The organism is Pseudomonas sp. NPDC008258 (genome assembly GCF_042956345.1).
Classification (GTDB): Bacteria; Pseudomonadota; Gammaproteobacteria; order Pseudomonadales; family Pseudomonadaceae; genus Aquipseudomonas.
Genome location: NZ_JBIBGE010000018.1, coordinates 53,718 through 78,392 on the forward strand (window position 1 = coordinate 53,718; position 24,675 = coordinate 78,392).

Sequence of the window (24,675 nt, forward strand, 5' to 3'; positions counted from 1 at the left end):
CAAGAGGCGCTGGCTTGCTTCTATCGTCGCTTGCAAACGATGCATTCTTTATCGGCGCTTTGGTGGAAGGGGTGGGGCGATGTCTCCCACGGTCTGTACTGCTGTGAACAGTCAGAATCGGCTTTTTCGTCCCACCACCCCTTCAAGTATCACCATACAAGCGGCCTTGCGTCGCGATGGGCTGCAAAGCAGCCCCCAGGGCCATCAAGCCTGGATGAATGCCTGATGCATCTCGGCCAGGGTCGCAAAGTGGAACGCCGGTTCTTCGGCCATCAACTCTTCCCGGCTACCAAACCCGTACCCCACCGCCACTGCCTGCAAGCCATTGCTGCGGGCCCCGATCAGGTCATGCTTGCGGTCACCGATCATCAGCGTCTGCGCCGGGTCCAGCCCTTCTTCATCCAGCAAATGGCGAATCAGCTCGACCTTGTTGGTGCGCGTGCCGTCCAGCTCGCTGCCGTAGATCACCTTGAAATGATGGTCGAAGGCAAAGTGCCGGGCGATTTCGCGGGCGAATTCCCAGGGCTTGGAGGTAGCGATGTACAGCGTGCGGCCCTGCCCGTTCAGGGCTTCGAGCAACTCCGGCACGCCTTGGAACACCAGGTTTTCGTAAAGGCCGGTGACGCGAAAGCGCTCCCGGTAGAAGTTGACCGCCTCCCAGGCCTTCGCTTCGTCGAAGCTGTAGAACTGCATGAAAGCCTGCAGCAGGGGTGGGCCGATGAAGTGCTCGAGGCGGGCCAGGTCCGGCTCGTCGATGCCCAGCTTGGCCAGGGCGTACTGGATCGAGCGGGTAATGCCCAGGCGCGGGTCGGTCAGGGTGCCGTCGAGGTCGAACAGGATGTTTTGCTGGTGCATGTACGGGGTCCACTTGAGTGCTTTGTGGCCTTCTTCGCGGGCTCGCCCGCTCCCACAGGTACAGCGCCGGCCTCAGGCCTTGTGCTATCCCTGTGGGAGCGGGCGTGCCCGCGAATGCGGTCATTCAGGTTGGTCGTAGCCTTCGGCCAGATGCTGGTCCTTGAGCTTCACGTAGTTGCCGGCGCTGTAGGAGAAGAACGCGCGCTCCTTGTCGTTCAGCAGCCGGGCCTGTTTCACCGGGCTGCCCATGTACAGGTAACCACTGACCAGGCGCTTGCCCGGTGGTACCAGGCTGCCGGCACCGATGATCACTTCGTCCTCGACGATGGCGCCATCCATGATGGTGCTGCCCATGCCGACCAGAATGCGGTTACCCAGCGTGCAGCCATGCAGCATCACTTTGTGGCCGATGGTCACCTCGTCACCGATGATCAGCGGGAAACCGTCCGGGTTGAACGGGCCGGCGTGGGTGATGTGCAGCACGCTGGCGTCCTGCACGCTGGTGCGCGCACCGATGCGGATGCGGTGCATGTCGCCGCGCACCACGGTCATGGGCCAGATCGAGCTGTCTTCACCGATCTCCACGTCGCCCAGCACCACCGCCGAACGGTCGACGAAGGCACGTAGTCCAACTTTCGGAGTGTGTTGCTGGAAGCTTCGGATGGCCATGATAGCGTCTCTCATCTGTGCCGATAGGCAGGCTGCCTGCTGCGGTCGGCGTCGATTGTAATTAAGATGGGGCAGTGTTTCTTCTGCCAAGGTATCCAAACCGTGACTGCGAACAACCCGCTTCTGCAATCCCACGATCTGCCGCCCTTCTCGCAAATCCGTGCCGAACACGTGTTGCCGGCGATCGAAGCGATCCTGGCCGACAACCGTAAAGCCATTGCCGAGATCCTCTACAAGCAGGGCAAGGCCCCTACCTGGGCTGGCCTGGTGCTGGCCATGGACGAACTGAACGACCGCCTGGGCGCTGCCTGGAGCCCGGTCAGCCACCTGAATGCGGTGTGCAACAGCGCAGAACTGCGCGAGGCCTACGAGTCGTGCCTGCCGGCGTTGAGCGCCTACTCTACCGAACTGGGCCAGAACCGTGCGCTGTTCGATGCCTACCAGGCTTTGATCAACAGCCCTGAAGCCGCCGGTTTCGACGTGGCGCAAAAGACTATTCTGGAGCATGCGCTGCGTGACTTCCGCCTGTCGGGTATCGACCTGTCGGCAGACAAGCAGCAGCGCTACGCCGAAGTGCAAAGCAAGCTCAGTGAGCTGGGCAGCCGCTTCTCCAACCAGTTGCTCGACGCCACCCAGGCCTGGACCAAGCACGTTACCGACGAAGCCGCGCTGGCCGGCCTGACCGACTCGGCCAAAGCGCAGATGGCTGCCGCTGCGCAGGCCAAAGGCCTCGACGGTTGGCTGATCACACTGGAGTTCCCCAGCTACTACGCGGTCATGACCTACGCCAGCGACCGCGCCCTGCGCGAAGAGCTGTACGCCGCCTACTGCACTCGCGCCTCGGACCAGGGCCCGAACGCCGGCCAGAACGACAACGGCCCGGTGATGCAGGAAATACTTGGCCTGCGCCAGGAGCTGGCCGAACTGCTGGGCTACAAGAACTACGCCGAGCTGAGCCTGGCCACCAAGATGGCCGAGTCCAGCGACCAGGTGTTGAGCTTCCTGCGTGACCTGGCCAAACGTTCCAAGCCGTTTGCCGCCCAGGACCTGGAGCAGCTGAAGGCCTACGCCGCCGAGCAAGGCTGCCCTGAGCTGGCCAGCTGGGACGCCGGGTACTTTGGCGAGAAGCTGCGCGAGCAGCGGTACAGCGTGTCGCAGGAAGCCCTGCGCGCCTACTTCCCGATCGACAAGGTGCTGGGTGGCCTGTTCAGCATCGTGCAGCGCCTGTACGGCATCGAAATCGCCGAGCTCAATGGCTTCGACAGCTGGCACCCGGATGTACGCCTGTTCGAGATCAAGGAAAACGGCCAGCACGTCGGCCGCTTCTTCTTCGACCTTTACGCCCGCGCCAACAAGCGCGGCGGTGCCTGGATGGACGGCGCCCGCGACCGCCGCCGCACTGCTGCCGGCCAACTGCAAAGCCCGGTGGCCAACCTGGTGTGCAATTTCACCCCGGCCTCACCCGGCAAGCCGGCGCTGCTGACCCACGATGAAGTCACCACCCTGTTCCACGAGTTTGGCCACGGCTTGCACCACATGCTGACCCGCATCGAGCATGCCGGTGTATCCGGTATCAACGGCGTGGCGTGGGATGCGGTCGAGTTGCCGAGCCAGTTCATGGAAAACTGGTGCTGGGAGCCGGAAGGCCTGGCGCTGATCTCCGGCCATTACGAAACCGGTGCTCCCCTGCCCCAGGACCTGCTGGACAAGATGCTGGCGGCAAAGAACTTCCAGTCGGGCATGATGATGGTGCGCCAGCTGGAGTTCTCGCTGTTCGACTTCGAACTGCATGCCACCCATGGCGATGGCCGCAGCGTGCTGCAAGTGCTTGAAGGGGTGCGTGACGAAGTGTCGGTCATGCGCCCACCGGCCTATAACCGCTTCCCTAACAGCTTTGCGCACATTTTTGCGGGCGGTTACGCAGCGGGCTACTACAGCTACAAGTGGGCCGAAGTGCTGTCGGCAGACGCCTTCTCGCGCTTTGAGGAAGAAGGTGTGCTCAATGCCGAAACCGGCCGCGCGTTCCGTGAGGCGATCCTGGCCCGTGGCGGCTCGCGTGAACCCATGGAGCTGTTTGTCGACTTCCGTGGGCGTGAGCCTTCCATCGATGCGTTGCTGCGCCACAGCGGCCTCACCGAAGACGCCGCAGCATGAGCGAGGTAGCCGTGAACAAGACCAAGAAGCGCTTCATTGCCGGGGCGGTATGCCCGGCATGCAGTGAACCCGACAAGCTGATGATGTGGAACGAGGACGGCGTACCGCACCGCGAGTGCGTGGCCTGCGGCTTTACCGACACCCTCAACGAACAGGGCCTGTCGGTGCCTAAAGAGCTGGGTACGCGGGTTAACCACCTTGCGCCCAAAGCCGCGCCGGCCAAGGTGCAGACGGTGCAGTTCTTCCCCAACCCGAAGCTGAAGAAACCGACCGAGTAAGTCTGTTGTGCCGCCCGGGCGCCATGCCCGGGTGGTAGATAGTCAGGCCACCCTCCGCCCAATGGCCGTGCACGCTCACCTGCTCTTCCTGCGAGCAAGGTGTTTCACCATGGGCAACCCGCTTCTGCAAAACAGCCATACCCCAGTCGATTACCCGGCAATCACCCTCGAAAACATGGCGGCTGCGTTCGACCACGTGCTGCTGCAGCATGCGCAAGGTATCGAGCGAATCGTTGCCGGGCAGCAGGCCATGCCTACCTGGGATGAACTGGTGCTGGCGGTTGATGAGCTGGACAGCCAACTGCTGGCGGTTTTTTTTGCAAGCACACCGTTGATAGGCCGGGGCGTGGACTGGGCCAACGCGATCATTGGGTTCTATGGCCAGGCCATGGCGCAGTTGGAGCAGAAGCTGATCAACAGCACGCTGCAGCATTTGTACGAGCGCTTGGCCAAAAGCGAAGTTGGCAAGCATCTGGATGCCGGAAAGCGCGCAGTCTTGCGGTGGCATCTCGACAAATTCGCTTCCTGCGGGGCATTGCTCGACAGCACGGGCAAGGCACGGCTCACAAAACTTCAGGCGCTGATCGGCGATGCACGCCAGGCGTTTCGCGCCAATATCAACCGGCCGGGGTTTGTGATTACCGATGAGGCCGAGCTTGGCGGTATCGCGCAACGGGTTCGCGATGAATTGGCCGCCAGGGCTGAGGAAGAAGGTGAGCAGGGCTGGCTGATAGCCTGCGAAAGCGTGGCTACCGAAGCAGTGCTCAAGCATGCCGACAACCGCGCATTGCGCGAGCGGGCGTACCGTGCGTATCACGCTCGCGGCGTCAGCCCGGAGCCTCGACTGGATAACCGCACCTACCTGGAGCAATTGGCCCGGCTGCTTGGGGAAAAAGCCCGACTGCTTGGTTATGCCAGCCACCTGGAATTGAGCTTTCAGCGCAAGAGTGCGGGGTCGGTTGCCCAGGTGCGCAGTTTTCTACACAACCTGGCCGGCCACGTGCGGCCGGTGATGTTGCAGTGGCGTGCGGATTTGCAGCGCCAGAGCACTGCCGATGGGCTGGGGGATCTCCAGCCCTGGGATATGCTTTACCTGCAGGCCTCGGCGCGCAGCGGCCGGGCCACCGAAAGCTTGCGCGAATACTTTCCGCTGAATGCTGTCATCACTGCTTTACAGCAGCTGGCGGAGCAGCTCCTGGGCGTAGCTCTGGTGGCCAAGCCGCTGGGGACCTGGCACGACAGCGTGCAAGCTTTCGAGGTATGGCAGGATCATGCGTTCATAGGTTTCCTGTACCTGGACGCCATGCAGCATCCCGGTAAGCAGCCAGACTCGGTGTTCACCACGTACATACGCAACCGCCGGGTGGATGCAGAGGGGATCTACCAGGCAGCGTCGGTGGTGGTCTACTGTGATCTGCCGCAAACACTGGCTGATGGTCAGCCATTGCTGGATCACCAGTCGCTGCGCAAGCTTTTCCATGAGTTTGGCCATGCCTTGCACCATTTGCTGGTACGCACCACCACCCATGTAATGTCCAGTATTACCGAACTGGGTAGCGATGGTGTGGAGCTGTTTGGCAAGCTGTTCGAGCGCTGGGTCTGGGATGCAGATTACCTTGTGTCGATTTCTTCGCCCCTGCGCGATGGCAGCCTGCTCACCCGGCATTCGGCCAAACTATGCCTGGATGACTTGCGCCAACTGGGCGTGGAGGAAATCGCGCGCAAGCTGAGCCTGGCGCTGTTCGACCTGGATCTGCACGGCACGCCTGATGATGGCCGGTCGTTGGAGCAGCGCTTGAATGAAGCCCGTGAGCGCTGTGGTTATTGGCCTGTGCACGACTACGAACACCCGGCGCATGCCTTCGACTACCTGGTGGGGGGCTATGATGCGGGCTACTATGCTTACCTGTGGTCCGATGTGTACGCCTTCGACCTGTTCACCCGCTTCGAGTCTGAAGGCTTGCTTGACCGGGCTGCAGGCCGGGCACTTCAGGAGACGCTGTTCGCCCCCGGAGCATCCCGCCCACTGCGCAAAAGCATCGAAGCATTTCTTGGCAGGCCAGCGAGCCAGGAACCCTACCTGCGCTGGCATGGGCTGAAATGACGCCGCGCTGACCGGAGGTGCTGGAAAGATTGCGATGCACACGATACTGTATATAACAACAGTATCCGGGGGTGGGTCATGATTTCTCCAGCACCGTTAAAAGGCCGTGGAACAGCGAACAATCCGCACAATCGCTTTGCCCCCAGCCATTCTGTGGTGGAGGACGACGGCTGGTACCAGGAAGTGCCTCAAACCCAAGGCACCGAGGTACGGATCGAGACGGCCAAGACGGTAATCAGCCGCAACACCTCACCTGATCTGCCCTTCGATCGCTCCATCAACCCTTACCGCGGCTGCGAGCATGGCTGTATTTACTGCTATGCCCGGCCCTCCCACGCTTATTGGGACCTTTCACCCGGCCTGGATTTCGAGACCAAGCTGATTGCCAAGACCAACGCCGCCGAGGTGCTGGCGCAGCAGTTGAGCAAACCTGGCTACGTGTGCGCGCCAATCAATTTGGGCTCTAACACCGACCCCTACCAGCCGATCGAGCGCGAGCAGTTGCTGACCCGGCGCCTGCTAGAAGTGTTGCTGCGGTTTCGACACCCGGTGACCATCGTCACCAAGGGTGCACTGGTGCTGCGCGACCTTGACCTGCTGGCTGAGATGGCCCGGCAGCGGCTGGCGCGGGTGATGATCAGCCTGACCACACTGGACGACGACCTGAAGCGAGTGCTGGAACCACGTGCGGCTTCGCCCAAGGCCCGTTTGCGGGCGATCCGGGTGTTGCGTGAGGCAGGTGTGCCCGTGGGCGTCTTGTGTTCACCGATGATCCCGATGGTCAACGACAGCGAACTGGAGCGCCTGCTGGAGGCTGCCAAGGATGCGGGTGCACAGAGCGCGGCTTACATGATGCTGCGCCTGCCCCTGGAGGTGGCGCCGCTGTTCGAGCAGTGGCTGCAAGACCACTACCCTCAACGGGCGACGCATGTGTTGAGCCTGATCCGCCAAAGCCGCGGGGGTGAGTTGTATGACAGCCGCTTTGGTGCGCGGATGCGCGGTGAAGGGGTGTTTGCCGATTTGCTGGCGCAGCGTTTTGCCAAAGCCATGAAGCGCCTGGACTTTGAAGGGCGGGAAGCGCAGGCGCTGGACTGCTCGGCGTTCTGCCCGCCCGGCGGGCAGATGGCGTTGTTTTGACATGCCCCTGTGGGAGCGGGCGTGCCCGCGAACACCGGCGCAGCCGGTGCCATACACCGAGTTGCTCTCTTCGCGGGCATGCCCGCTCCCACAGGGACTGTGCAGGTCTCAGGCTACAAGGTGAGGGCCTATTGCCACCCCTGAGTGCAACTAATCCGAGTTGATAATTTCGCTAATACATATTGGCAGCTGATGTTTTTTTGCTATTATCCATTTCCCGCCTTTTACATCTGGAACACCCGTTCTAGAGCCTTCGAATTAAGTTTCAGTTAAGTTTTCCCCGCTAGCGTAGGAAATCAGTCCACACCGACTGTGATCTATGGCCCGTGCGTGTCATCTAAATCCCTGCATAGCCAGAATCTTTCACCGGTAAAATGGATTTACCTACACACCGTCAAGAGGATGAATCATGCCCGTCAAGGACCCATCCAAGGTCGTTCCGCAGGTCCCCGCGGAGAGCGCCGATGCCGCCCTGAAGCACATTGTCGATGGCTTTCTGCGCTTTCACCATGACGTCTTCCCCGATCAGCAAGAGCTGTTCAAGAAGCTCGCCACTGCGCAAACACCGCGCGCCATGTTCATCACCTGCGCCGACTCGCGTATCGTCCCCGAGCTGATCACCCAGAGCTCGCCAGGCGACCTGTTCGTAACCCGTAACGTAGGTAACGTGGTACCGCCATACGGCCAGATGAACGGCGGCGTCTCCAGCGCCATCGAGTACGCTGTACTGGCACTGAAAGTGCACCACATCATCATCTGCGGCCACTCCGACTGTGGCGCGATGCGCGCGGTGCTCAACCCGCATTCGCTGGACAAGATGCCGACCGTCGGTGCCTGGCTGCGCCACGCCGAAGTGGCCCGCACCGTTGTCGAGAACAACTGCTCGTGCGGCAGCGAACACGAAACGATGCAGGTGCTGACCAAGGAAAACGTCATCGCCCAGCTGCACCACCTGCGCACCCACCCTTCGGTGGCCTCGCGCCTGGCCGCTGGCGAACTGTTCATCCATGGTTGGGTGTACGACATCGAGACCAGCAAAATCGAAGCCTACGACGCCGCCAGCGACAGCTTCATGCCTTTGGCTGCTGGCGAGCCAGTCCCCTGCGCCACCCCGAGAGGCCGCTACTAAGCGACCCATCCACCGCTAGAACCTTGATAGCCGGCTGCACCCTGTAGGGGTGTGGCGCGGCCTTCTGCTGCCTTGAATTCCCTGACTGCCTTGCCGGCACGCCTGCTGGCGGCCCGCGCCTGCGCGTTTGTCAGGGGCAAACGTGCCCACGGCCAGGGGAATGGCCGTGCGACTAAGAAAGGAGAAACACGGTGAACATTACACAGTTGAAAGCGGCCCTGCCGCGCGAGTTACTGGCGTCGGTGGTGGTCTTTCTGGTGGCCCTGCCGTTGTGCATGGGTATCGCGATTGCCTCGGGCATGCCGCCGGCGAAGGGCCTGATCACCGGCATTATCGGCGGCATTGTGGTGGGTTTGCTTGCCGGTTCGCCGCTACAGGTCAGCGGCCCCGCTGCCGGCCTGGCGGTACTGGTGTTCGAGTTGGTGCGCCAGCATGGCATGGCCATGCTCGGGCCGATCTTGCTGCTGGCGGGGCTTTTGCAGTTGCTGGCCGGGCGCCTGCGCCTGGGGTGCTGGTTCCGCGTCACTGCGCCAGCGGTGGTGTATGGCATGCTGGCGGGCATCGGCGTGCTGATCGTGCTGTCGCAGGTGCATGTGATGTTCGATACGGCGCCGCAGCCTTCCGGGTTGCAGAACTTGCTGGAATTCCCCTCCACCGTTGCCGCAGCCCTGCCACAGGAAAGCACAGGCTCCGGCTGGATGGCCGGTGCGCTGGGCCTGGGCACCATTGCCATCATGTGGGGTTGGGAGCGCTTGCGGCCGCAGCGGCTGAGGTTTGTCCCTGGTGCCTTGCTGGGTGTAGCAGCCATGACCGCGATCAGCATGTGGCTGGCCTTGCCGGTAAACCGGGTGCAAGTGCCGGCAGACCTGTCCGAGGCCATCGACTGGATTCGCCCGGATGACCTGATGCAACTGGCCGACCCTACCCTGCTGGTCGCCGCCTTCGCCCTGGCTTTCATCGCCAGTGCGGAAACCTTGTTGTCGGCCGCGGCGGTAGACCGCATGCACAGCGGCCAGCGCTCGGACTTCGACCGTGAGCTGTCGGCCCAAGGCATCGGCAACATGCTATGCGGCGTGTTGGGTGCATTGCCAATGACCGGGGTGATCGTGCGCAGCTCGGCGAATGTGCAGGCGGGCGCGCAAACCCGCGCGTCGGCGATCTTCCATGGCCTATGGCTGCTCGCGTTCGTGGTGGCGTTGAGCAGCGTGCTGCAGCAGATTCCGGTGGCGAGCCTGGCGGGTGTGCTGGTGTTCACCGGGGTCAAGCTGGTCGACTTCAAGGCGTTTCGCGGGCTGGGCCGTTATGGCCGCATGCCGATGTTTACCTACGCGGCGACAGCGCTGGCGATCATCTTTACCGACCTGCTGACTGGCGTGCTGCTGGGCTTTGCCCTGACCTTGCTGAAGCTGGCGTTCAAGGCGGCGCGGCTGAAGATCAACCTGGTGGGCCTGGAGAAGGCTGGGCATATGGAGTTGCGGCTGAGTGGTGCGGCGACGTTCCTGAAGGTGCCGGCGCTGACCCAGGTGCTGGACACCGTACCGGCGGGGACCACGTTGCATGTGCCGCTGGGTAACCTGAGTTACATCGACCACTCGTGCCTTGAGTTGCTGGAGGACTGGCACCGAAGTAATGCTGCAAACGGGTCGCGGTTGTTGATCGAGCAGCGGCGGTTGAAGCGGCGGATCGAGGGGCGGTTGCGGACTACGGCGGGGGTTGGGGCCTGAAGCTTAAGTTTTGTATTGCCTGAACTGGCCTCTTCGCGGGCTCGCCCGCTCCCACAGGGACCGCACACAACTCAGATGCTGTGCGGTCCTTGTGGGAGCGGGCGTGCCCGCGAAGAGGCCGGAGCAGGAGTATCAGGCCGGTTGACCCAGCTCGACACCCAGCTGACGCGACAGGCACGGCCAGCGCTTCCACGCCTCACCGGTTGCCGGGCTACTCAGCTTCTCGCGGTAGGCTTCCACCGACTCCACCGCAAAGCTTGCGTCATTGAGCATCTCATCCACCGAGTGGTGCACCACTTCATCCAGCTGGTTGGCAAATTCTTCGCCAATCAACTGGTGGGCAATCAGGTTGGCAACAGTGGTGTCGACCGGGATCAGCGGCTGCTGGAAATGGCGGATGTACAAGTCATTCACCTCTTCCACCAGGCGGTGCGCCAGGTACGCCTCATCCAGCAGGCAGTCCAGCCCCACATGCCCGTTCATGACTTCGGGTGGCTGCAGGAAGTAAGCCTCGGCAATTTTCAATACAGGTTTGATCTGCGACTCGATCCCGGCCTCGCGGGCAACCGCGTGTGCGGCTTCCAGCAGTTCCGGAACCTGGTCGATGTAGGCGCTGACGAAGCGCGCCAAAGTACCCTGGGCGTCCTGCTCAGGCAGTTGGATCGAGGGGTGCAGGTGGGGCAGTTGCAGCTCGAGACGCTGTTTCAATTGGCCGGTCTGGCCTTCATGTTGATGGGCTTGGCTTACCTGCTCGCGTACAGCAGCGATGTTCATGACAACTCCAGGGACATTACGTTTCAAACGGAAGACACTAAATTAGCTCGGTATACAGAATACCTAAGACGCATTTGTTATAAGCCGCGCAAACGTGTGCGCTCTCGGGCATATCGAGGTGCCATTATCTGGCCGTGAGCTCTCAAGCCTGCGGTTTCCAGGGCATCTGGCCATTTCGTGAAGTTCATTTCACTGCCTTCATTGCGTGCCATTGGTCGCTGACTATACTCCCGGTGAACGTGATTCGTTGATGAGGCCCGACTGCTTTTGCAGGGGCTCGGTCGTCGAAGCCAGGCAGTCTTGACCGCCGTTCCCTCTTGCCGCAGGCCACGCCTCCGGGACAACAAGAATTAGAAGGGGAACCCGCAATGATGCGACATCCACATGTCTGGATGGGCCTCCTGTTGTGGTCGGTTTTTGGTCAGGCGAACGCCGCCTGGACCGTGAACATGCACCCGGGGGCGACGGAAGTCTCCAACGCCGTCTTCGACCTGCACATGACCATCTTCTGGATATGCGTGATCATTGGCATCGTCGTGTTTGGCGCGATGTTCTGGTCGATGGTCATCCACCGCCGTTCCACCGGCCAGCAGGCCGCGCATTTCCACGAGCATACCTGGGTGGAGATCCTCTGGACGGTGGTGCCTTTCCTGATCCTGGTGGTCATGGCCATCCCGGCCACCAAGACCCTGATCGATATCTACGACGCCAGCGAGTCGGACATCGATATCCAGGTCACCGGCTACCAGTGGAAGTGGCACTACAAGTACTTGGGCCAGGACGTGGAGTTCTTCAGCAACCTGGCCACCCCCGCCGATCAGATCCACAACAAGGCCCCCAAGGACGAGCACTACCTGCTGGAAGTCGATCAGCCGCTGGTGCTGCCGGTGGGCGCCAAGGTGCGTTTTCTGGTAACCGCCGCCGACGTCATCCACTCCTGGTGGGTGCCGGCCTTCGCGGTCAAGCGCGACGCCATCCCCGGCTTCGTCAACGAAGCCTGGACCCGTATCGAGAAGCCCGGCATCTACCGCGGCCAGTGCACCGAGTTGTGCGGCAAGGACCATGGCTTCATGCCGGTGGTGGTCGAGGTGAAATCCAAGGCCGACTACGACACCTGGCTCGGCGAACGCAAGGCTGAGGCCGCCAAGCTCAAGGAACTGACCAGCAAGGAATGGACCCTGGAAGAGCTGGTGGAACGTGGCGACAAGATTTACCACACCACCTGTGTGGCCTGTCACCAGGCCGAAGGCCAGGGCCTGCCGCCGATGTTCCCGGCGCTCAAGGGCTCGAAGATCGCCACCGGGCCGAAAGAGGGCCACCTGAGCATCGTCTACCACGGCAAGCCCGGCACCGCCATGGCCGCCTTTGGCAAGCAGCTGTCGGAAGTCGACATCGCTGCTGTGGTCACCTACGAGCGCAATGCCTGGGGCAACAACAAGGGCGACATGGTCACGCCGAAGGACGTGCTGGCGCTGAAGCAGGCAGAAGCCAAGTGAGCCGGGTTACTCGCGGCAATCAATGGATTGCAGGAGACAGGACATGAGCACAGTGATCGACGACCACGCCCACGGCCATGAGCACGCCCACGGCCCGGCCAAGGGCCTGATGCGCTGGGTGCTGACCACCAACCATAAAGACATCGGCACGATGTACCTGTGGTTCGCCTTCATCATGTTCCTGCTCGGCGGCTCGTTCGCCATGGTGATCCGCGCCGAGTTGTTCCAGCCAGGGCTACAGATCGTGGAGCCGGCGTTCTTCAACCAGATGACCACCATGCACGGCCTGATCATGGTGTTTGGCGCGGTGATGCCGGCCTTCGTCGGCCTGGCCAACTGGATGATCCCGCTGATGATCGGCGCGCCCGACATGGCCCTGCCGCGCATGAACAACTTCAGCTTCTGGTTGCTGCCTGCGGCGTTCCTGCTGCTGGTCTCGACCTTGTTCAGCCCTGGCGGTGGCCCCAACTTCGGCTGGACCTTCTACGCCCCGCTGTCCACCACCTACGCCCCGGCCAGTGTCACCTTCTTCATCTTCGCCATCCACCTGATGGGCATCAGCTCGATCATGGGCGCGATCAACGTGATCGCCACCATCCTCAACCTGCGCGCACCGGGCATGACCCTGATGAAAATGCCACTGTTCGTCTGGACCTGGCTGATTACCGCGTTCCTTTTGATTGCAGTAATGCCGGTGCTGGCGGGCGTGGTGACCATGATGCTGATGGATATCCATTTCGGCACCAGCTTCTTCAGTGCCGCTGGCGGCGGTGACCCGGTGCTGTTCCAGCATGTGTTCTGGTTCTTCGGCCACCCCGAGGTGTACATCATGATCCTGCCGGCGTTCGGCGCGGTCAGCTCGATCATCCCGGCGTTCTCGCGCAAGCCGCTGTTCGGCTACACCTCGATGGTGTACGCCACCGGCGCAATTGCCTTCCTGTCGTTCATTGTCTGGGCTCACCACATGTTCGTGGTCGGCATCCCGGTGGTGGGTGAGTTGTTCTTCATGTACGCCACCATGCTGATTGCCGTGCCCACCGGGGTGAAGGTGTTCAACTGGGTCAGCACCATGTGGGAAGGCTCGCTTACCTTTGAAACGCCGATGCTGTTCGCCATTGCCTTCGTCATCCTGTTCACCATCGGCGGCTTCTCCGGGTTGATGCTGGCCATCGCCCCGGCGGACTTCCAGTACCACGACACCTACTTCGTGGTGGCGCACTTCCACTACGTGCTGGTGCCCGGGGCGATTTTCGGCATCTTTGCCTCGGCCTACTACTGGCTGCCGAAATGGACCGGCCACATGTACGACGAAACCCTTGGCAAGCTGCACTTCTGGCTGTCGTTCATCGGCATGAACATGGCCTTCTTCCCCATGCACTTCGTGGGCCTGGCAGGCATGCCGCGCCGCATCCCTGACTACAACCTGCAGTTCGCCGACTTCAACATGGTGTCGTCGATCGGTGCCTTCATGTTTGGTGCAACGCAGATCTTCTTCCTGTTTATCGTCATCAAGTGCATCCGCGGTGGGGCACCGGCACCGGCCAAGCCTTGGGATGGCGCCGAGGGCCTGGAGTGGTCGATCCCCTCGCCTGCGCCTTACCACACCTTCCAGACGCCACCGGAAGTGAAATAGGGAACCCGCCATGAAAGGCCTGTCGCTGAAACGCCTGGTAACGCGCCTGCTGATGCTGACGGTGGTGATGTTCGCCTTCGGCTTTGCCCTGGTGCCGATCTACGACGTGATGTGCAAGGCGTTTGGCATCAACGGCAAGACCGGCGGGCAATACGAGGGCAGCCAGGTCAGCGACCCGTCGCGCTCGGTGCGGGTGCAGTTCATGTCGACCAATGCCAGCGACATGGTCTGGGACTTCTATTCCACGGCTGACCAACTGGAGGTCAACCCGGGGGCGGTGAACCAGATGATCTTCATTGCCCACAACCCGACCGACCGGCCGATGAGTGCGCAAGCGATACCCAGCATCACCCCGGCCGAGGCCGCGGCGTACTTCCACAAGACCGAGTGCTTCTGCTTTACCCAGCAGGTGCTGCAGCCCGGCGAACGCATCGAGATGCCGGTGCGCTTCATTGTCGACCGCGACCTGCCGGCCAGCGTGAAGCACCTGACACTGGCCTACACCTTGTTCGACATCACCGCTCGCCACCCGCCGGTCGCTCATGTTGCGGCCCAGGACGTCCAGGGCGCCCGTTAAGGGAAGGAGAACAGCAATGGCAAGTCATCAGCACTACTACGTTCCGGCGCAGAGCAAGTGGCCGATCATTGCCACCATCGGCATGTTCATCACGGTATTTGGCCTGGGCACCTGGTTCAATGACATGAAGGCTGGGCACCCGGATTCGCACGGGCCGCTGATTTTCTTCATTGGTGCGTTGTTCCTGGCCTACATGCTGTTTGGCTGGTTCGGTGCCGTGGTGAAAGAGAGCCGTGCGGGGTTGTACAGCCCGCAACTGGACCGCTCGTTCCGCTGGGGCATGAGCTGGTTCATCTTTTCCGAGGTGATGTTCTTCCTGGCCTTCTTCGGTGCGCTGTTCTATGTGCGCGTGCTGGCCGGGCCTTGGCTGGGCGGTGAAGGGGCCAAAGGGGTTGCGCACATGCTGTGGCCAACCTTCGAATTCACCTGGCCGCTGCTGCACACACCGGACCCGAAACTGTTCCCGCCGCCCAAGGAAGTGATCGACCCGTGGCACCTGCCGCTGATCAACACCATTTTGCTGGTGAGCTCCAGTGTGACCATCACCATCGCCCACCATGCGTTGCGTCGTGATCACCGAGGGCCGCTTAAGTTCTGGATGGCGCTGACCATCCTGCTGGGCCTCAGTTTTATTGCGCTTCAGGCTTTCGAGTACCACGAGGCCTACACCAAGCTGGGGCTGACGCTGGGGTCGGGGATCTATGGTGCGACGTTCTTCATGCTCACCGGCTTCCACGGTGCCCACGTGACCTTGGGCACGATCATCCTGATCGTGATGTTCGTGCGAATTTTGCGGGGGCACTTCAACCCGGAGAAACACTTCGGCTTCGAGGCAGCCAGTTGGTACTGGCACTTCGTTGATGTGGTTTGGGTGGGGTTGTTCATCTTTGTGTATGTGCTTTGAAGGCAGACAGAGAACCCTGTGGGAGCGGGCGCGCCCGCGAATGCGTCGGCACATTCAACATCGCATTCGCGGGCATGCCCGCTCCCACAGGGTCAGGTGAAAACTTCAGAAAGGGGCGTGGGAGACGAGCTGACCACTGATGAAGCCCCAGGCGACCAGCCCTATGGTCAGCGCCGCCAGGGTCACCCGCACAGTCAGCGCTTTCAGCAGGCGGGTCGAGTTTTCATCGTCTTTGACCAGGAACACCAGGCCACTGAACAGGCTGGCAATCGTGGCCATCAGCATCAGGACAATCGCGGCCTTGAGCATGGCGCTACTCCGGGGGGATGCGGTGATGTGGATAAGTATAGCGAGGCGCCCGTGAGGCCGTTTCGCCCAGGCTGGGTACCCACCTTGGTGGTGCTTGCACTGCTACCGGGGCTGATCGCGCTTGGCTGCTGGCAACTCGGCCGGGCCGAGGTAAAGCGCGCATTGCTGGCCAGCTACGCCGAGCGACGTATCGAAGCGCCGCTGGCGACCAGCCAGCTGAATGGCAACGAAGACAACGCCTTCCGCCGCGTGCACCTGTATGGCCGCTTCGACGCCGAGCACAGCGTGCTGCTGGACAACCGCCTGCGTGACGGTCAGGCCGGCGTTGAATTGCTGCAACCCTTCCACGACCAGGCCAGCGGCCTGTGGCTGCTGGTCAATCGCGGCTGGCTGCCATGGCCAGACCGCCGCGTACCGGTGCACTTCGATACCCCTGCCCAGGCCTTGGCCCTCGACGCCTCGGTGTATGTGGCACCCGGCAACACTTTCCAGTTGCACCCGGACCCAGTCGGCGGCCAATGGCCGCACCTGCTGACCGCCATCGACGCCGCTCAGCTATGGCCGCAGTTCGGTCGTGAAGGTTATGCCCACGAACTGCGCCTGGAGCCCGGCCCGGCAACCTACCGCCTGGACTGGCCGGTCGTGGCCATGGGCCCGGAAAAACACCTCGGGTACGCCGTGCAGTGGTTTGCCCTGGCGACCGCGCTGGTTCTGCTCTACCTCTACTTCGGCTGGCACCAAAACAAGGAGAAACGCCATGGCCACCGCCACTCCGCTGGACGTGCCTGAACGTAGCAAACCCAGAGCCCGCGGGCGTTTGCAGCTGTTGCTGATCCTGCTGGTGGTGCTTGGGCCGATGATTCTGGCCACCAGCATGTACAAGCTCAACTTCTGGGTGCCGGAAGGCCGCAGCTACCACGGCGCCATGATCGGCAATGGTGAGACCCGTGCGGATATCGGCGTGGCGGGTGAAGACCAGCGCTGGCAGCTGCTGGTCAGCGCGCCCGAGGCCTGCGCCGAGGACTGCCAGCGCCTGGTGTACCTGGCCCGGCAGATCCAGGTCGGCCTGGGCCGCGATGCCAGCCGCGCCAGCCATGCGCTGGCCGCTGCCCAACCGCTAAGCGCTGACTACCAGGCGCTGCTGGGCCGCGAGTACCCGCAACTGCAACGCTACCCGCTGGACGCACCACGCTACTTGCAGAAGATCGGTGAGCCCGGCCCGCAACTCTGGATCGTCGACCCCCACGGCAACCTGGTGCTGCGCTATGACGGCAAGGTCAACGGCAAGCATGTGCTGGACGACCTGCGCCACCTGCTCAAGCTGTCCAACATCGGCTAGGAGCCTGCCATGGCCAGACCCGGATTCCGCTTAGCTGTGTTCGCCACCCTGCTGGCATTGCTGGTCGTGCTGCTGGGTGCCTATACCCGCCTGACCCACGCTGGCCTCGGTTGCCCCGACTGGCCGGGTTGCTACGGATTCATCAGCGTGCCCAAGAGCGAAGCCCAACTTGCCCATGCCGAGCTGCACTTCCCGGATCACCCGGTGGAAGAGGCCAAGGGCTGGGCCGAGATGGTCCATCGCTACTTCGCCGGCACGTTGGCCATGGTAATCGCCCTGCTGGCCTTCCAGGCGGTGCGCCGGCATGCCCGCGACGGTCAGCCTTATCGTCTGCCTGTGCTGTTGCTGGGCGTGGTGCTGGCACAGGCGGCCTTCGGCATGTGGACGGTTACCCTGAAGCTGTGGCCACAGGTGGTCACCGCGCACTTGCTCGGCGGCTTCACCACGTTGAGCCTGCTGTTCCTGTTATCCCTGCGCCTATCCCGGGCGTTTGCGCCATTGCCCAAGTTGCCGTTGAGCTTGCGCCGCATCGCTGCGTTGGCCCTGCTGGTGGTGATCGGCCAGATCGCCCTGGGCGGATGGGTCAGTGCCAACTATGCGGCCGTCGCCTGCATCGACCTGCCCACTTGCCACGGCCAGTGGTGGCCGGCGGCGGACTTCAGCAACGGCTTCCACCTGACCCAGCACGTCGGCCCCAATTACCTGGGTGGGCAACTGGACAGTGATGCGCGCACCGCTATCCACATCAGCCACCGCCTGGGTGCGCTGCTGGTGATTTGCGTGCTGCTGATGCTCAGCTGGAAGCTGCATCGCTGTGGCCTGCCCGGCTTGGCACGGCTGGTACTGCTGGCGCTGGCCCTGCAAGTCGGCCTGGGCATCAGCAACGTACTGTTCCACCTGCCGTTGGCTGTCGCGGTGGCGCACAACGCGGGTGGCGCGCTGTTGCTGCTGAGCATGGTGCTGGTGAACTACCGCATTCGCGTAGTCGACAAGGTGCGCGTGGGTGTAGGCCACGGCTGGCGCTTGCGGCCCGTGACCGGTGTGGGCATTTCCCATCACATGAGGAACGATTCGTGGCGACGCTTCTGAGTGCACGGCGAGCCAGCTGGCGCGATTACCTGGAGCTGACCAAGCCCAAGGTGGTGGTGCTGATGCTGATCACCTCGCTGGCAGGCATGTTCCTCGCCACCCGCGCGGGCGTGGACTGGAGGGTGTTGCTGTTCGGCAACCTGGGGATTGGCCTGTGTGCTGGCAGCGCGGCGGTGGTCAACCATGTGGTGGATCGGCGCATTGATGCGCTGATGGCCCGCACCCAAAAGCGGCCCTTGGCCCAGGGCCGGGTCGAGCCACTGCCGGCGCTGTTGTTCGCCCTGGCCCTGGCGCTGTCGGGCATGGCCTTGCTGCTGGAGTTTACCAACGCCCTCACCGCCTGGCTGACGCTGGCTTCCTTGCTCGGTTATGCGGTGCTCTACACCGGCTTTCTCAAGCGTGCCACGCCACAGAACATCGTTATTGGCGGCCTGGCCGGCGCCGCCCCGCCGCTGCTCGGCTGGGTGGCGGTCAGCGGCCATGTCAGCGCCGAGCCCTTGCTGCTGGTGCTGATCATCTTCGCCTGGACCCCGCCGCACTTCTGGGCCTTGGCCATTCACCGCAAGGAGGAGTACGCCAAGGCCGATATCCCGATGCTGCCGGTGACCCACGGCGAGCGTTACACCAAGCTGCATATCCTGCTGTACACCCTGATTTTGCTGGCGGTAAGCCTGCTGCCGTATGCCATCCACATGAGCGGCCCGCTGTACCTGGCCTGTGCCCTGGCCTTGGGCCTGCGCTTCCTGCATTGGGCCTGGGTGTTGTACCGTGGCAGCCGGCCGCACGCGGCGATTGGCACGTTCAAGTACTCTATCGGCTACCTGTTCGCGCTGTTCATCGCGTTGCTCCTCGACCACTACCTGTTGCTGAACCTATGACCCGAACCCAGAAAACCGTCTTCATCCTCGTTGCCCTGGTCGCGCTGATCATGGGCCTTACCGTCAACAAGGTGCTCAATGGCCGCGACCAGCCCAACCCCACCGAGCTGATCGATGCGGGCATCATCCTGCTGCCGCAGAGCCGCACCGTGGCCGATGTGACCATGACCAACCAGGATGGCCAGCCGGTGCAACTGGATGACCTGAAAGGCAAATGGTCGCTGCTGTTCTTCGGCTACACCTATTGCCCGGACATTTGCCCGACCACCCTGGCCCAGTTGCGCCAGGTGAAGAGCGAGCTGCCCAAGGAAGCCGTCGACCGGCTGCAGGTGGTGCTGGTGAGCGTGGACCCGAACCGCGACACGCCGAACCAGCTGAAGCAGTACCTGGGCTATTTCGACAAGGATTTTGTCGGGGTGGCGGGGTCGATCGAGGATACCCAGAAGCTGGCGAATGCCTTGAGCATTCCGTTCATTCCGGCGGATACCAGCAAGCCGGGGTATACCGTGGATCACAGTGGCAACCTGGCAGTTGTGGGGCCGGACGGGCGTCAGCGCGGGTTCATTCGTGCGCCGTTCAACAACCAGAAGCTGGTGGCGCAGTTGCCGGGGCTTGTGAAGCGGGATTGATGGGGCATTAAAAGCTTCGCGGGCGCGCCCGCTCCCACAGGGATATCACAAGGCCTGAGGCTAGCGATGTACCTGTGGGAGCGGGCGTGCCCGCGAAGAATGCAGCGCGATTGTTCGGCTTAGAACGCCGGAACCACAGCGCCCTTGTACTTCTCGTTGATGAACTGCTTCACCTCTGGCGAGTGCAGTGCAGCCGCCAGTTTCTTCATGTCTTCCGAGTCCTTGTTGTCCGGGCGGGCAACAAGGATGTTCACGTAAGGCGAGTCGCTGCCTTCGATGGCCAGCGCGTCCTTCTCCGGGTTCAGCTTGGCTTCCAGCGCGTAGTTGGTGTTGATCAGGGCAGCATCGACCTGGGTCAGCACGCGCGGGATGGTGGCCGCTTCCAGCTCACGGAACTTGATGCCTTTCGGGTTCTCGGCAACATCCTTCACGGTGGACAGGATGTTCTTGTTGTCCTTCAGCTTGATCACACCGGCCTTGTCCAGCAGCAACAGGGCGCGGCCGCCGTTGGTGGCATCGTTGGGGATGACCACGGTGGCGCCGGAGGACAGTTCGTCCAGCTTCTTGATCTTGGTCGAGTACACGCCCAGCGGCTCGATGTGCACGCCGGCTACGCTCACCAGGTTGGTGCCCTTGGCCTTGTTGAACTCATCCAGGTACGGCTGGTGCTGGAAGAAGTTGGCGTCCAGGCGCTTTTCGGCCACCTGTACGTTCGGCTGGATGTAATCGGTGAATTCCTTCACCTTCAGTTCCACGCCCTCTTTCGCCAGTTGTGGTTTGACGAAGTTGAGGATCTCGGCGTGTGGTACCGGGGTGGCGGCAACGGTCAGGGTATCGGCGTGGGCCGAGAAGGCCGCGACAGCGGCAGCAACAGCAAGCAGCTTCTTCATCAATCACTCCTTGTGAGGGCCGCGACGGCCCCCGAACGGGTCGGCCGGGCCGACCCCATTGGGGTTACTTACGGGAAAAATGCACGACCAGTTTGTCGCCCACGCTCTGCAGTACTTGAACCAGTACCAGCAGCAGCACCACGGTCACTACCATCACATCGGTCTGGAACCGCTGGTAACCGAAGCGGATAGCCAGGTCGCCCAGGCCACCGGCACCGACCACACCGGCCATGGCGGTGTACGACACCAGGGTAATGGCGGTCACGGTAATGGCTGCGAAGATGCCCGGGCGGGCCTCTGGCAGCAGTGCACTGGTGATGATCTGTCGGGTGGTGGCGCCCATCGACTGGGTCGCCTCGATGATGCCGCGGTCCACTTCACGCAAGGCAGTTTCCACCAGGCGGGCAAAGAACGGCGTGGCACCCACCACCAGCGGCGGGATGGCGCCGGCAACGCCCAGCGAAGTGCCGGTGATCAGCACGGTGAACGGGATCATCACGATCAGCAGGATGATGAATGGCAGCGAGCGCAGGATGTTGACCACCAGCGACAGCAGCGCATACACGCCCTTTTGTTCGAACATCTGCTTGGGCCCGCAGAGGAACAGCAGCACGCCCAGCGGCAGGCCCAGCAGCACGGTGAAGAACAGCGAGCCGAACAGCATGATCATTGTATCGACGGTGGCCAGCCAGATTTCGGCCCAGTCGACGTTGGCAAAGAAATTCAGGGCGTCCATCAACGCAGTACCTCCATATGTACGTCAGCTGCCTTGAAGCGGGCGAACGCCGCTTCCATGTCACCGCCGATCAGGGCGAGTGTGAGCTGGCCATAGGGGACATCCTTGATGCGGTCGATACGCCCGGCGAGGATGCTGTAGTCCACACCGGTTTCGCGTGCCACGGTGCCCAGCAGCGGCGCGTAGGTGGCGTCGCCCTGGAAGGTCAGGCGCACGATGCGGCCCGGTACGTGGGCGAAGTCGTCGCGCTGCTCGCCTTCGTCGACCTGCTCGTCTTCCTGGACGAAGCGCTTGGTGGTGGGGTGTTGCGGGTGCAGGAACACCTCGGCCACCGAGCCTTGCTCGACGATCACGCCGGCGTCCATCACCGCCACGCGGTCGCAAACGCGGCGGATCACGTCCATTTCATGGGTGATCAGTACGATGGTCAGCTTCAGCTCACGGTTGATCTCGGCCAGCAATTGCAGGACCGAGGCCGTGGTTTGCGGGTCGAGGGCACTGGTGGCCTCGTCGCACAGCAGGATCTTCGGGTTGGTGGACAATGCGCGGGCGATGCCGACGCGCTGCTTCTGGCCGCCAGACAATTGCGCCGGGTACTTTCTGGCGTGGTCCGAGAGGCCAACACGAGCCAGCAGCTCGGTGACGCGCTTGTCGATTTCGCTGCGCGACAGCTCGCCGGCCAGGGTCAGTGGCAGGGCGACGTTGTCGGCAACGGTCTTGGAGGCCAGCAGGTTGAAGTGCTGGAAAATCATCCCGACCTGCTGGCGGAAGCCACGCAGCTGGTTGGCGTTGAACGCGGTGACGTCTTCGCCGTCGACGATGATCTTGCCGCCGGAAGGCTCTTCCAGGCGGTTGATCAGGCGCAGCATGGTGCTTTTGCCGGCGCCGGAATGGCCGATCAGGCCGAACACCTGGCCATCTTCGATGGTCAGGCTGGTCGGATTCAGTGCGGGGATTTCCCTACCGGCAACGCGGTAGGTTTTATGTACCTGTTGGAACTCGATCACGTAGCGAACCTTGTGGGGCGCATGGAAATTGGGGTCAGCGGTTAGCTGGGGTCGCGCATTTTAGCCTTTTCCCATAGCTGTTCTTAGCATTTATTTCGTAATGCACCAATCCTTCGGGCATATCGCGACAACCGGTAATCCTGATTGAACGCTCGGCAAAGCCATCCAGTCACTAGTTGAACAAGCCCGAAACGGGCACGCCTGAAGACTGACGAGGAGAGCCGACCATGCCCAGCAAGAAAACGGACGCGCCCAAGCACAGTGAAGCCGCTGGCACCCAGACCCCGGACCGGGCCAATACCAATGCCAAGTTGCAGAGCCTGGAAACCTTCCGCAGCGATGCCACCGGCCAGGCCCTGCGCACCAACCAGGGGGTGAAGGTTGCCGACAACCAGAACAGCCTCAAGGCTGGCGCACGCGGGCCGTCGCTGCTCGAAGACTTCATCATGCGCGAGAAGATCACCCACTTCGACCATGAGCGCATCCCGGAGCGCATCGTGCATGCCCGTGGTACCGGGGCGCACGGCTATTTCCAGAGCTACGGTTGTCATGCCGAGCTGACCAAAGCCGGCTTCCTGCAAGACCCCGACAAAATCACGCCGGTGTTCGTACGCTTCTCCACCGTGCAGGGGCCGAGAGGCTCGGGCGATACGGTGCGTGACGTGCGTGGTTTTGCCGTCAAGTTCTATACCGATGAAGGAAATTTCGATCTGGTTGGCAACAACATGCCGGTATTCTTCATTCAGGATGCCATCAAGTTCCCGGATTTCGTACATGCCGTGAAGCCCGAGCCGCACAACGAAATGCCCACCGGTGGTTCTGCCCACGACACATTCTGGGATTTCGTTTCACTGGTGCCGGAGTCGGCGCACATGGTCATCTGGGCCATGTCCGACCGCGCCATCCCGCGCAGCCTGCGGATGATGGAGGGCTTTGGCGTACACACCTTCCGGCTGATCAACGCCGAAGGCGTGGCAAGTTTCGTCAAATTCCACTGGAAGCCGCGCGAGGGTGTGCACTCGGTGCTGTGGGACGAGGCGCAGAAACTGGCGGGCAAGGATGCTGACTATCACCGCCGGGACCTGTGGGAGGCCATCGAATCCGGTGATTACCCCGAATGGGAGCTGGGCGTGCAGGTCGTGCCCGAGGCCGACGAGCACAAGTTCGACTTCGACCTGCTCGACCCGACCAAGCTGATCCCCGAGGAACTGGTGCCAGTGACGCTGCTGGGCAAGATGGTGCTCAACCGCAACCCGGACAACTTCTTTGCCGAAACCGAACAGGTTGCCTTCTGCCCGGGGCATATCGTGCCGGGCATCGACTTTACCAACGACCCGCTGTTGCAGGGCCGGTTGTTCTCCTACACCGATACGCAGATCAGCCGCCTGGGCGGGCCGAACTTCCATGAAATCCCGATCAACCGGCCGGTGGCGCCCAACCACAGCAGCCAGCGCGATGCCATGCACCGCATGACCATCGACAAGGGCCGGGCTGCCTACGAACCCAACTCCATCGACGGCGGCTGGCCCAAGGAAACGCCGCCCGCGGCGCACGATGGCGGTTTCGAGAGTTATCAGGAGCGTATCGACGCGCACAAGATCCGCCAGCGCAGCGAGTCGTTCGGCGACCATTTCTCGCAGGCACGGCTGTTCTTCCAGAGCATGAGCGAGACCGAGCAGCAGCACATCATCAAGGCCTACAGCTTTGAGCTGGGCAAGGTGGAGCGTGACCCCATTCGCGAGCGTGTGGTGAATGAGATTCTGGCGAACATCGATTTGAAACTGGCGGCAGCTGTAGCGGACAACCTTGGGTTGCCGGCGCCCAAGCGTGGCACGGTCAAGGTGAAAGGCAGCAAACCTGCGCAGTCAAAGGCGTTGAGCCAGATGAGCCACACGGGTGAAGTGGGCATAAAGGGGCGCAAGGTTGCTGTGCTGGTAGCGGACGGCGTGGATGCTGCGAGTGTGGACAGGCTGGTCAAGGCACTGGAAGCCGTGAGTGCGCGGTTGATGCTGCTGGGGCCCACGTCGGCGCCGGTGAAGGCAGCGGATGGCAAGCAGTTGGCGGTGGATGCGTCAATGGAAGGAATGCCTTCGATCATGTTCGACGGCATTGTTGTGCCGGGGGGCAAAGCCTCGACGGATGCCCTGGCGGGTAGCGGGGTGGCCAAGCATTTTCTGCTGGAGGGCTATAAGCACCTCAAGCCCATGGTATTGACCAAAGACTTGGCGAAGGGCCTTGGGCTGAAGGAAGACAAAGGGTTGCTGCTGGGGGATGAACAGAAGGTGGTGGATGCCTTTGTGAAAGCGGTTGAAGGGCATCGGGTGTGGGAGCGGGAGGCAGCTGCACAGGCAGTGCCGGCCTGAT

23 protein-coding genes are annotated in these 24,675 nt (G+C 62.1%); 16 read left to right on the forward strand and 7 right to left on the reverse strand.

The features are described from left to right. Positions 1-204: 204 nt before the first annotated feature. Both ACFY9W_RS16105 and ACFY9W_RS16110 read right to left on the reverse strand, forming a co-directional pair. Positions 205-855, reverse strand: a complete 651-nt coding sequence (locus ACFY9W_RS16105) for an HAD hydrolase-like protein (RefSeq protein ID WP_391131929.1) — start codon at positions 853-855, stop codon at positions 205-207. Positions 856-975: 120 nt separating this feature from the next. Beyond that, complete coding sequence (locus tag ACFY9W_RS16110) at positions 976-1,524, reverse strand: gamma carbonic anhydrase family protein (RefSeq protein ID WP_016497395.1); 549 nt, start codon at positions 1,522-1,524, stop codon at positions 976-978. A 66-nt stretch (positions 1,525-1,590) separates the two neighbouring features. Here ACFY9W_RS16110 and prlC point away from each other — a divergent pair, with 66 nt between their 5' ends. The 6 genes from prlC to ACFY9W_RS16140 all read left to right on the forward strand — a co-directional run bounded on the left by prlC (position 1,591) and on the right by ACFY9W_RS16140 (position 10,050). Beyond that, on the forward strand, positions 1,591-3,678 hold the full coding sequence (gene prlC / locus ACFY9W_RS16115) for an oligopeptidase A (RefSeq protein WP_391131931.1): 2,088 nt from the start codon (positions 1,591-1,593) through the stop codon (positions 3,676-3,678). Continuing rightward, positions 3,675-3,956, forward strand: coding sequence for a YheV family putative zinc ribbon protein (locus tag ACFY9W_RS16120; RefSeq protein ID WP_391131933.1), 282 nt, complete (start codon positions 3,675-3,677; stop codon positions 3,954-3,956). The genes prlC and ACFY9W_RS16120 overlap by 4 nt, the downstream gene beginning before the upstream one ends. Positions 3,957-4,065: 109 nt before the next feature. Next, on the forward strand, positions 4,066-6,060 hold the full coding sequence (locus ACFY9W_RS16125) for a M3 family metallopeptidase (RefSeq protein WP_391131935.1): 1,995 nt from the start codon (positions 4,066-4,068) through the stop codon (positions 6,058-6,060). A 78-nt stretch (positions 6,061-6,138) separates the two neighbouring features. Next, positions 6,139-7,197 (forward strand): PA0069 family radical SAM protein, encoded by a 1,059-nt coding sequence (locus ACFY9W_RS16130; protein ID WP_391131937.1) that lies wholly within the window; start codon positions 6,139-6,141, stop codon positions 7,195-7,197. Positions 7,198-7,606: 409 nt separating this feature from the next. Further along, positions 7,607-8,326 carry a carbonic anhydrase gene (locus ACFY9W_RS16135; protein WP_201206648.1) on the forward strand — a complete coding sequence of 240 codons (720 nt, stop codon included), beginning with the start codon at positions 7,607-7,609 and terminating at the stop codon, positions 8,324-8,326. Between the two features lie 191 nt (positions 8,327-8,517). Continuing rightward, entirely contained in the window at positions 8,518-10,050 is a 1,533-nt protein-coding gene (locus ACFY9W_RS16140) for a SulP family inorganic anion transporter (RefSeq protein WP_391131939.1), read from the forward strand. Between the two features lie 132 nt (positions 10,051-10,182). On the opposite strand, the gene ACFY9W_RS16145 is transcribed toward ACFY9W_RS16140, so the two are convergent. Next, a complete protein-coding gene (locus tag ACFY9W_RS16145) occupies positions 10,183-10,824 on the reverse strand; it encodes a hypothetical protein (protein ID WP_391131941.1) in 642 nt (213 codons plus the stop codon). Positions 10,825-11,192: 368 nt separating this feature from the next. Here ACFY9W_RS16145 and coxB point away from each other — a divergent pair, with 368 nt between their 5' ends. The 4 genes from coxB to ACFY9W_RS16165 are packed head-to-tail and all read left to right on the forward strand — an operon-like array spanning position 11,193 to position 15,434. Then, complete coding sequence (gene coxB / locus ACFY9W_RS16150) at positions 11,193-12,320, forward strand: cytochrome c oxidase subunit II (protein ID WP_391131943.1); 1,128 nt, start codon at positions 11,193-11,195, stop codon at positions 12,318-12,320. Between the two features lie 43 nt (positions 12,321-12,363). Further along, positions 12,364-13,953, forward strand: coding sequence for a cytochrome c oxidase subunit I (ctaD, locus tag ACFY9W_RS16155; RefSeq protein WP_198751928.1), 1,590 nt, complete (start codon positions 12,364-12,366; stop codon positions 13,951-13,953). 10 nt (positions 13,954-13,963) lie between these two features. Continuing rightward, positions 13,964-14,530 (forward strand): cytochrome c oxidase assembly protein, encoded by a 567-nt coding sequence (locus ACFY9W_RS16160; protein ID WP_198751925.1) that lies wholly within the window; start codon positions 13,964-13,966, stop codon positions 14,528-14,530. A gap of 16 nt (positions 14,531-14,546) precedes the next feature. After that, on the forward strand, positions 14,547-15,434 hold the full coding sequence (locus tag ACFY9W_RS16165; RefSeq protein WP_391131946.1) for a cytochrome c oxidase subunit 3: 888 nt from the start codon (positions 14,547-14,549) through the stop codon (positions 15,432-15,434). 105 nt (positions 15,435-15,539) lie between these two features. Here ACFY9W_RS16165 and ACFY9W_RS16170 read toward each other — a convergent pair whose 3' ends face one another. Beyond that, a complete protein-coding gene (locus ACFY9W_RS16170; RefSeq protein ID WP_391131948.1) occupies positions 15,540-15,743 on the reverse strand; it encodes a twin transmembrane helix small protein in 204 nt (67 codons plus the stop codon). A gap of 51 nt (positions 15,744-15,794) precedes the next feature. On the opposite strand from ACFY9W_RS16170, the gene ACFY9W_RS16175 reads away from it, so the two are divergent. From ACFY9W_RS16175 to ACFY9W_RS16195, 5 genes are read left to right on the forward strand one after another with little or no spacing between them, the layout of a single operon-like run. Further along, positions 15,795-16,532 carry an SURF1 family cytochrome oxidase biogenesis protein gene (locus ACFY9W_RS16175; RefSeq protein WP_391131949.1) on the forward strand — a complete coding sequence of 246 codons (738 nt, stop codon included), beginning with the start codon at positions 15,795-15,797 and terminating at the stop codon, positions 16,530-16,532. After that, positions 16,501-17,082 (forward strand): hypothetical protein, encoded by a 582-nt coding sequence (locus ACFY9W_RS16180; RefSeq protein ID WP_391131951.1) that lies wholly within the window; start codon positions 16,501-16,503, stop codon positions 17,080-17,082. The genes ACFY9W_RS16175 and ACFY9W_RS16180 overlap by 32 nt, the downstream gene beginning before the upstream one ends. A gap of 9 nt (positions 17,083-17,091) precedes the next feature. After that, complete coding sequence (locus ACFY9W_RS16185) at positions 17,092-18,171, forward strand: COX15/CtaA family protein (RefSeq protein ID WP_391131953.1); 1,080 nt, start codon at positions 17,092-17,094, stop codon at positions 18,169-18,171. Further along, a complete protein-coding gene (gene cyoE, locus ACFY9W_RS16190) occupies positions 18,156-19,049 on the forward strand; it encodes a heme o synthase (RefSeq protein ID WP_391131956.1) in 894 nt (297 codons plus the stop codon). Before ACFY9W_RS16185 ends, cyoE begins: the two co-directional genes overlap by 16 nt. Beyond that, positions 19,046-19,678, forward strand: coding sequence for an SCO family protein (locus ACFY9W_RS16195; protein WP_060499831.1), 633 nt, complete (start codon positions 19,046-19,048; stop codon positions 19,676-19,678). Before cyoE ends, ACFY9W_RS16195 begins: the two co-directional genes overlap by 4 nt. 119 nt (positions 19,679-19,797) lie before the next feature. Here the strand turns inward: ACFY9W_RS16195 and ACFY9W_RS16200 are convergent, their stop codons facing one another. The 3 genes from ACFY9W_RS16200 to ACFY9W_RS16210 all read right to left on the reverse strand — a co-directional run bounded on the left by ACFY9W_RS16200 (position 19,798) and on the right by ACFY9W_RS16210 (position 22,311). Continuing rightward, on the reverse strand, positions 19,798-20,568 hold the full coding sequence (locus tag ACFY9W_RS16200) for a MetQ/NlpA family ABC transporter substrate-binding protein (protein WP_391131958.1): 771 nt from the start codon (positions 20,566-20,568) through the stop codon (positions 19,798-19,800). 64 nt (positions 20,569-20,632) lie between these two features. After that, positions 20,633-21,304: a methionine ABC transporter permease gene (locus ACFY9W_RS16205; protein WP_010951513.1), complete on the reverse strand. Its 672-nt coding sequence runs from the start codon at positions 21,302-21,304 to the stop codon at positions 20,633-20,635. Then, the gene (locus ACFY9W_RS16210; RefSeq protein ID WP_391131961.1) at positions 21,304-22,311 is read right to left on the reverse strand and encodes an ATP-binding cassette domain-containing protein; all 1,008 of its coding nucleotides are present in this window, start codon (positions 22,309-22,311) and stop codon (positions 21,304-21,306) included. The genes ACFY9W_RS16205 and ACFY9W_RS16210 overlap by 1 nt, the downstream gene beginning before the upstream one ends. Before the next feature lie 227 nt (positions 22,312-22,538). On the opposite strand from ACFY9W_RS16210, the gene katE reads away from it, so the two are divergent. Continuing rightward, a complete protein-coding gene (gene katE / locus ACFY9W_RS16215; RefSeq protein ID WP_391131963.1) occupies positions 22,539-24,674 on the forward strand; it encodes a catalase HPII in 2,136 nt (711 codons plus the stop codon). The last annotated feature ends 1 nt before the right edge of the window (position 24,675 follow it).

Excerpts from the sequence above, each read along its gene's own strand:
- ACFY9W_RS16105 (WP_391131929.1), bottom strand. The coding sequence starts at position 855 with ATGCACCAGCAAAACATCCTGTTCGACCTCGACGGCACCCTGACCGAC.
- ACFY9W_RS16110 (WP_016497395.1), bottom strand. The coding sequence starts at position 1,524 with ATGGCCATCCGAAGCTTCCAGCAACACACTCCGAAAGTTGGACTACGT.
- prlC (WP_391131931.1), top strand. The coding sequence starts at position 1,591 with ATGGGGCAGTGTTTCTTCTGCCAAGGTATCCAAACCGTGACTGCGAAC.
- ACFY9W_RS16120 (WP_391131933.1), top strand. The coding sequence starts at position 3,675 with ATGAGCGAGGTAGCCGTGAACAAGACCAAGAAGCGCTTCATTGCCGGG.
- ACFY9W_RS16125 (WP_391131935.1), top strand. The coding sequence starts at position 4,066 with ATGGGCAACCCGCTTCTGCAAAACAGCCATACCCCAGTCGATTACCCG.
- ACFY9W_RS16130 (WP_391131937.1), top strand. The coding sequence starts at position 6,139 with ATGATTTCTCCAGCACCGTTAAAAGGCCGTGGAACAGCGAACAATCCG.
- ACFY9W_RS16135 (WP_201206648.1), top strand. The coding sequence starts at position 7,607 with ATGCCCGTCAAGGACCCATCCAAGGTCGTTCCGCAGGTCCCCGCGGAG.
- ACFY9W_RS16145 (WP_391131941.1), bottom strand. The coding sequence starts at position 10,824 with ATGAACATCGCTGCTGTACGCGAGCAGGTAAGCCAAGCCCATCAACAT.
- coxB (WP_391131943.1), top strand. The coding sequence starts at position 11,193 with ATGATGCGACATCCACATGTCTGGATGGGCCTCCTGTTGTGGTCGGTT.
- ctaD (WP_198751928.1), top strand. The coding sequence starts at position 12,364 with ATGAGCACAGTGATCGACGACCACGCCCACGGCCATGAGCACGCCCAC.
- ACFY9W_RS16160 (WP_198751925.1), top strand. The coding sequence starts at position 13,964 with ATGAAAGGCCTGTCGCTGAAACGCCTGGTAACGCGCCTGCTGATGCTG.
- ACFY9W_RS16165 (WP_391131946.1), top strand. The coding sequence starts at position 14,547 with ATGGCAAGTCATCAGCACTACTACGTTCCGGCGCAGAGCAAGTGGCCG.
- ACFY9W_RS16170 (WP_391131948.1), bottom strand. The coding sequence starts at position 15,743 with ATGCTCAAGGCCGCGATTGTCCTGATGCTGATGGCCACGATTGCCAGC.
- ACFY9W_RS16180 (WP_391131951.1), top strand. The coding sequence starts at position 16,501 with ATGGCCACCGCCACTCCGCTGGACGTGCCTGAACGTAGCAAACCCAGA.
- ACFY9W_RS16185 (WP_391131953.1), top strand. The coding sequence starts at position 17,092 with ATGGCCAGACCCGGATTCCGCTTAGCTGTGTTCGCCACCCTGCTGGCA.
- ACFY9W_RS16195 (WP_060499831.1), top strand. The coding sequence starts at position 19,046 with ATGACCCGAACCCAGAAAACCGTCTTCATCCTCGTTGCCCTGGTCGCG.
- ACFY9W_RS16200 (WP_391131958.1), bottom strand. The coding sequence starts at position 20,568 with ATGAAGAAGCTGCTTGCTGTTGCTGCCGCTGTCGCGGCCTTCTCGGCC.
- ACFY9W_RS16205 (WP_010951513.1), bottom strand. The coding sequence starts at position 21,304 with ATGGACGCCCTGAATTTCTTTGCCAACGTCGACTGGGCCGAAATCTGG.
- katE (WP_391131963.1), top strand. The coding sequence starts at position 22,539 with ATGCCCAGCAAGAAAACGGACGCGCCCAAGCACAGTGAAGCCGCTGGC.